5 protein-coding genes and 1 pseudogene are annotated in these 6,424 nt (G+C 35.1%); 2 read left to right on the top strand and 4 right to left on the bottom strand.

The features are described 5' to 3' along the window. Positions 1–592, bottom strand: a pseudogene (locus ACIQZ6_RS11110) (aldose 1-epimerase family protein); the annotation flags it as partial. An 87-nt stretch (positions 593–679) separates the two neighbouring features. Beyond that, entirely contained in the window at positions 680–1,900 is a 1,221-nt protein-coding gene (locus tag ACIQZ6_RS11105; protein WP_395811082.1) for a DEAD/DEAH box helicase, read from the bottom strand. A gap of 317 nt (positions 1,901–2,217) precedes the next feature. On the opposite strand from ACIQZ6_RS11105, the gene ACIQZ6_RS11100 reads away from it, so the two are divergent. Both ACIQZ6_RS11100 and yidC read left to right on the top strand, forming a co-directional pair. Further along, positions 2,218–3,828 carry a CTP synthase gene (locus ACIQZ6_RS11100; protein WP_395811080.1) on the top strand — a complete coding sequence of 537 codons (1,611 nt, stop codon included), beginning with the start codon at positions 2,218–2,220 and terminating at the stop codon, positions 3,826–3,828. Positions 3,829–3,860: 32 nt separating this feature from the next. Next, entirely contained in the window at positions 3,861–5,720 is a 1,860-nt protein-coding gene (gene yidC / locus ACIQZ6_RS11095) for a membrane protein insertase YidC (protein ID WP_395811078.1), read from the top strand. Positions 5,721–5,767: 47 nt separating this feature from the next. Here yidC and ACIQZ6_RS11090 read toward each other — a convergent pair whose 3' ends face one another. Both ACIQZ6_RS11090 and ACIQZ6_RS11085 read right to left on the bottom strand, forming a co-directional pair. Beyond that, positions 5,768–6,157 (bottom strand): hypothetical protein, encoded by a 390-nt coding sequence (locus ACIQZ6_RS11090; protein ID WP_395811076.1) that lies wholly within the window; start codon positions 6,155–6,157, stop codon positions 5,768–5,770. 39 nt (positions 6,158–6,196) lie between these two features. Continuing rightward, the coding region (locus ACIQZ6_RS11085; RefSeq protein WP_395811074.1) for an HAD family hydrolase at positions 6,197–6,424 on the bottom strand (228 nt) is incomplete at its 5' end.

Below are 6,424 nucleotides of genomic sequence, written 5' to 3'. Positions count from 1 at the left end.
CTGGTCGTAAATCAATCCTATTTAACTCCGTAACTATATTCTTTGTCTTGCCAGTAAAATGGCCATCGCTATTGAGAAGATGTTGTTCAAGAATTTCATCGCCAGGAAACTCTATATAATAGTCGGAGTATTGATCCTGCTCAAAAAATGGAATATTGAACGCCGGATGAGCCCCAATTGAAAAATACATGGTATGATTATCATGATTAATAACCTGGTAGAGTACGCGAAGTTCTGAATCATGAAGCTCATAAATTACCTCAAAAGCAAATTTGAATGGGAATACAGCAAGTGTAGATTCCGAATAATTTAGGAGTAATTTAGCTCTTGTACGTGTAGATTCAAGTAGTATAAATTCAGAGTGACGAGCAAAACCATGTCGTTTTAAAGGATATTTTTTACCATCAACCATGATTTGATTACCAATACATGATCCCACAATAGGAAACAAATTCGGAGCATGAAATCCCCAAACAGCAGGATCTGCCTGCCATAAATGCTCCAGTCCATTAAGCTTATTGAATAGGGAACTTAATTCAGCTCCTTTAAAATTTATAATAACCTTTAAGAAATCGTTTTCAATACGTATCATTCTAGGAATAAATTTAGAATCATAGAATAAGAAGGCCCCAAGTATTTGAGGGCATTACTATCAAAATAGCTGATTATATAAAGAAAATTAAGCCTTGCGCTTTACCCAGACCTTCTTCTTACCGTTCCTATTATTACCACCTGTTGAAGGCCTTTTGGTTGCAGGGCTATAAACCGGACCTTCACCTAACTCGTCAGGCAAAGTCATGCGAGGAATTTCTTTTCCGATCAGATTTTCAATAAATGAAAATCTTCGCTGGTCTTTTTCATTAACAAAAGTAACGGCAGTTCCGGTTGTTTCAGCTCTTGCTGTTCTTCCAATTCTGTGGATATAATCTTCAGGATCAGGTGGCACATCGAAATTAATAACTAAACTAATTCCTTCCACATCAATTCCTCTACTTAAAACATCGGTACCAATAATAACAGGCAAAACCCTGCTTTTAAATGCTCTTAATACTGTTTCTCGTTGTTCTTGTTCCAAATCAGAGTGGAATGCTTCAGATTTGATCCCTTCTCTGCGTAACGTTCGGTTCAGATCTTTAACCGTTTCTTTTCGGGAACAGAAAATTAAAACACTTTTATAATCTCCACCTTTTAATAAGGTACTGATGAGTTTTACTTTTTGATTATCGTAAACCATAAAAACCTGCTGAGAAATACCGGCTGCAGGTTGTGAAAGTGCAATATTAATCTGTTCAGGATCTTTTAATATCGTATTTGCCAGAGTTCTGATTTTTGGAGGCATAGTAGCCGAAAAAAGCAATGTTTGACGTTCTTTGGGTAAATTACTGATGATCCTTAAAATATCTTCATAAAAACCCATGTCGAGCATACGGTCGGCTTCATCCAAAACAAGATATTGCAGATGATCTAATTTAATTACTCCAGATGCTAGATGCGCAATTAGCCTTCCTGGTGTAGCAATAACAATATCAACCCCATCCATCATGGCGCGTCGCTGTTGTTCATAGATCATTCCATCACCTCCACCGTAAACTGCAATAGAACTAATTCCTGCAAAATAGGCAAGACCTTCTACCTGTTGATCGATCTGTTGAGCAAGCTCACGTGTGGGAGCAAGAATAAGTGCTTTTGTGTGTTTTTTATCAGAAATACTGATATGCTGTAATACTGGTAATAAATAAGACGCAGTTTTTCCTGTACCTGTTTGTGCGCAGGCGATCAGATCTTTATGTTGAAGTATTAATGGAATTGCCTGTGCTTGTATTGGAGTAGGTTTAACATAACCCATACTCTGCAAACCTTCAAGTAATTGAGGGTCAAAGTTAAAATCGCTAAATGTCAAGTTGTTGAAATAATTTTTAAATAAAATCAAAGGTAGTTAAAACAAAGCACTTTAGTATTTCATTGTTCCTTGTTTAAATTAAAGCTAGACTATAGAAATTAAGACAAAATGTGTTAAACTTCTTGAGTTTTATTATAACTATTAATGTATTTATAAAATTTCAGCCGATTTATTAACACCCATAAATTTCTCAACATTTAAAATGTTTATGGATTTTTTTCCTAGTTTTGAATCCCGTATAATACGATGTTTTTATTGTCTTTAATAGGTTAATAACTGTTATCTCAATAAAAACTATAAGAAATCCTACAGATATCATGACTAAATACATTTTTGTTACGGGCGGCGTTACTTCGTCGTTAGGAAAAGGTATTATTTCCGCTTCTCTTGCAAAACTTCTTCAATCTAGAGGATACCGGGTTACCATACAAAAGTTCGATCCTTATATAAATATTGATCCGGGCACTTTAAACCCCTATGAGCATGGCGAATGTTATGTTACAGAAGATGGCGCTGAGACCGACCTTGATCTTGGTCATTATGAACGTTTTCTGAATGTACCTACCTCACAAGCAAATAACATCACAACCGGTCGAATTTATCAAAATGTAATTAATAAAGAACGCGAAGGTGCTTATCTTGGAAAAACAGTTCAAGTTGTACCTCATATTACTGATGAGATAAAACGCAATATGAAAATATTGGGTGAGACCAAGAAGTTTGATATTATAATTACCGAATTAGGAGGTACTGTTGGTGATATTGAATCTTTACCATTCATAGAAGCTGTACGACAATTGCGTTGGGAGCTTGGGTCAGGAAATTCTTTGGTTATCCATTTAACCTTGGTTCCTTTTCTTGCTGCAGCTGGTGAATTGAAAACAAAACCTACTCAGCATTCTGTAAAAATGCTACTTGAATATGGTATTCAGCCCGATATCTTAGTTTGTCGTACTGAGCATCATATACCCCAAGAATTACGCAAAAAAATTGCGCTATTCTGTAATGTGAACCTAAATGCAGTAATTGAATCTATAGATGCTACAACAATCTATGATGTTCCATTGCTCATGTTAAAAGAGAAACTAGACAAAACTGTTTTAAGCAAACTAAAACTGCCTCAAAAAAATGAGCCAGATCTAGAAAGCTGGAAAGATTTTTTAGGACGTTTAAAAAACCCAACTAATGAAATTACGATTGGGCTGGTTGGAAAATATGTGGAATTACCTGATGCCTATAAATCAATTACTGAAGCTTTTATTCATGCAGGAGCTAAAAATGAATGCAAGGTTAGAGTAAAATGCATTCAATCAGAAAATATTATCAAAGAAAATGTAGCTGAAAAGCTAAAAGGGCTTGATGGTGTACTTGTTGCTCCTGGATTTGGAAGTCGTGGTATTGAGGGTAAAATAGAGGCTATTCAATACGTAAGAGAACATGAAATTCCATTTTTTGGAATTTGCCTTGGAATGCAATGTGCAGTTGTAGAATTCGCACGTAATGTATTGGGATTAAAAGATGCACAAAGTAGTGAGATTGATGGAAATTCCAAAAATCAGGTAATCTCCATGATGGAGGAGCAGAAAAAGATTAAAAACAAAGGTGGCACTATGCGTTTGGGATCTTATACCTGCGATCTGAAAAAAGGCAGTAAAGCGGCTGCAATTTATGGTAAAACCAGAATCACTGAACGCCATCGCCATCGCTATGAATTCAATAATAAGTATTTAGAGCAATTTGAGAAGGCAGGCATGATAGCCTCAGGTATCAATCCTGAAAATAATCTTGTTGAGATTATCGAGTTAAAAAATCATCCTTTTTTTATTGGGGGGCAATTCCACCCGGAATTAAAATCTACAGTTGATAATCCTCATCCACTTTTTGTTAACTTTGTCGCCGCTTCAATTCTTCATTCTAAAAAGAAGTAAAAGCATTACAATAAAACAGATTACTAAACCCAATGGATAGAAATACATTTACGGGTCTATTTTTGATTTTAATCATATTAGTAGGCTCAACTTTTTTAATGCAACCCTCTGATGAAGACATCAAAAGGGAAAAGGCAAAACAAAGTCAAGACTCTATAGCAAGAGTTAAAAAAGCAGAATCACCTGTAATGGTTCAGGACAGTACCAAAACTGTTGTTGTACCCGCCATAGATTCCACATTGATCAAATCAGGACCATTTGGATCTGCACAATCTGGAAGTAACGAGCCAATTGTTCTTGAAAATGAATTACTAAAGGTAAAAATTAGCCCTAAAGGTGGCCGAATAGCATCTGTTGAACTTAAAAAGTTCAAAACCTATCGCCAATTACCTTTGATCATGTTTGAAGGTCAAGGAAATAAATTTGGTTTAATCTTTGGAGCAGCTGGAAAGAATATCAGTACAAATGACCTTTATTTTCAACCTTTAGGTACTTCTGTTAGTGTAGCTAATAATGATTCCGTTTCATTAACCATGCGACTGAATTATTCGGATGGCAAATACATTGATTATATCTACTCTTTAACTGGCGATAGTTATAATGTTGGTTTAACTATTGCAACCAAAGGGATGCAAGATGTGGTTACTCCTACTCAGAAACACTTGACCTTAAACTGGGAAACCATCCTAAAACAAAAAGAGAAAGATCTTGTTAGTGAACAACGTTATTCAAGTACTTACTTTAAACAAGGAGACGAAAGTGTTGATTATTTGAGTCTAACTGAATCAGAAACTAAAACAATAAATGAAGGTAAGATTAAATGGTTTTCTTTTAAACAACATTTCTTTTCAAATGTATTGATCGCAAAAAATAGTTTTGATAAAGGAGAACTGATCGTAAATACTAGCCCCGATTCTAATACTGTAAAAAGTTTTGCTGCTAACATGCAGATTCCTTTTGAAAGACAGGAGGTTACTTCTTATCCAATGGATTTTTATTTTGGACCAAATCAGTTGAATATTCTTGAAAAACAAGGATTTGAAATTGAAAAACAAATAGATCTTGGTTATTGGCCATTAAAGTACATCAATAGATGGATTGTATTGCCTGTTTTTAGCTTTCTTGAACGTTTTGGATGGGGATATGGTTTGATCATTCTTGTTCTAACTGTACTTCTTAAAATGGTTCTTTTACCATTAACATACAAGTCTTACCTATCTATGGCAAAGATGCGTATCCTTAAACCAGAAATGGATGAGATCAAGGGTAAAGTTGGTGAGGATAACCCAACCCTTTTACAACAGGAATATTTAAAACTATATAAGAAAGCAGGTGTAAATCCGCTTGGAGGTTGTTTGCCGATGTTACTTCAACTGCCCATCATCATGGCATTCTTCTTCTTCTTCCCTAATCTATTTGAACTTCGTCAAAAAAGTTTCCTTTGGATGGACGATCTTTCAACCTTTGATGCATTCTTCCAAATGGGATTCAATTTGCCATTCCTTGGCAACCACATTAGTTTAATGTGTATTCTGATGACCATTTCTACGCTTATCTATACTTATTTTAACAATCAGGTATCAGGAGCTACTGGACAGATGAAATACATTGGTTATATCACCCCAATCATTTTCTTTGGAGTATTGAACAGTTACCCATCAGGGCTTAATTATTATTACTTCCTTGCCAATATGATGACGTTTGCTCAACAATATATTATCCGAATGTTTGTGAATGATGATAAGATACATGCACAAATACAGGAGAACAAAAAGAAGCCTCAGTCTGAAAAGAAAAAATCAGGATTTCAGCAAAGAATGGAGGATTACATGAGACAACAGCAACAAAACAAAACTCAACCTGCAAGCTCAAGTAAGAAAAAATTAAAATAATATTTCAATACTAATCCTAAAAAACGCTGGCAGAATTTAAAAAACTGTCAGCGTTTTTTTGCTTTTACTCTGGTATAGTTCTGTTCCATTGTTTGGAATACTAAGTCCTTCTCTCCAAGTTCTTTGATCAAAAATGGAAATTCTCTTTTTCCTCCTCCTTCAAGAAACTCGGTATATCGGATCATTTTTCCATCCATTTTGTAAGTTCCGTGAGATAACTGCTTTCCTCCCCATTCTATAACCAGTTTATTATCTTTAGAAAATAGGATTGCAGGTGCTTGTGCAATTAATTCTTCCTTAGTGAGGCTATCAGGCGGGTTGAAATTTTCGACCGCGATATAGTCCCATCTACCATAAAGTTCATCTGCATCAATTGCATTTGAACAGGAAGCTAAAACAAGCACACTAAAACTGATAAAAAATATATTTATTTTCATTTCCTAATAAGAAAGGATAGTAAATTGAATAAATCGTAATTACAAATTAATGAAGTGGTTAGTTAGTGATTCAAAGTTGTCAAACTTAAGATCATAATCATCAGAGGTGCCAAATCCATAAGTTAATAACACAAATGGGAGCCCTGCTTTTCTAGTTTCAATACTATCTCCATGGGTATCACCAATATAAACCGGACTCTGTAGGTTGTGCTTATCTATCAGGAGTTTAATATTATGATGCTTAGGCATTGAGTTGACACCATGCGC

It is taken from the genome of Daejeonella sp. (assembly GCF_044348475.1).
Classification (GTDB): domain Bacteria; phylum Bacteroidota; class Bacteroidia; order Sphingobacteriales; family Sphingobacteriaceae; genus Daejeonella.
Note: the sequence above shows the minus strand (reverse complement) of the source record. Positions and strands in the feature narration are given on the sequence as shown.

Coding starts and splice junctions, on each gene's coding strand:
- ACIQZ6_RS11100 (WP_395811080.1), top strand. CDS start 2,218: ATGACTAAATACATTTTTGTTACGGGCGGCGTTACTTCGTCGTTAGGA.
- yidC (WP_395811078.1), top strand. CDS start 3,861: ATGGATAGAAATACATTTACGGGTCTATTTTTGATTTTAATCATATTA.
- ACIQZ6_RS11090 (WP_395811076.1), bottom strand. CDS start 6,157: ATGAAAATAAATATATTTTTTATCAGTTTTAGTGTGCTTGTTTTAGCT.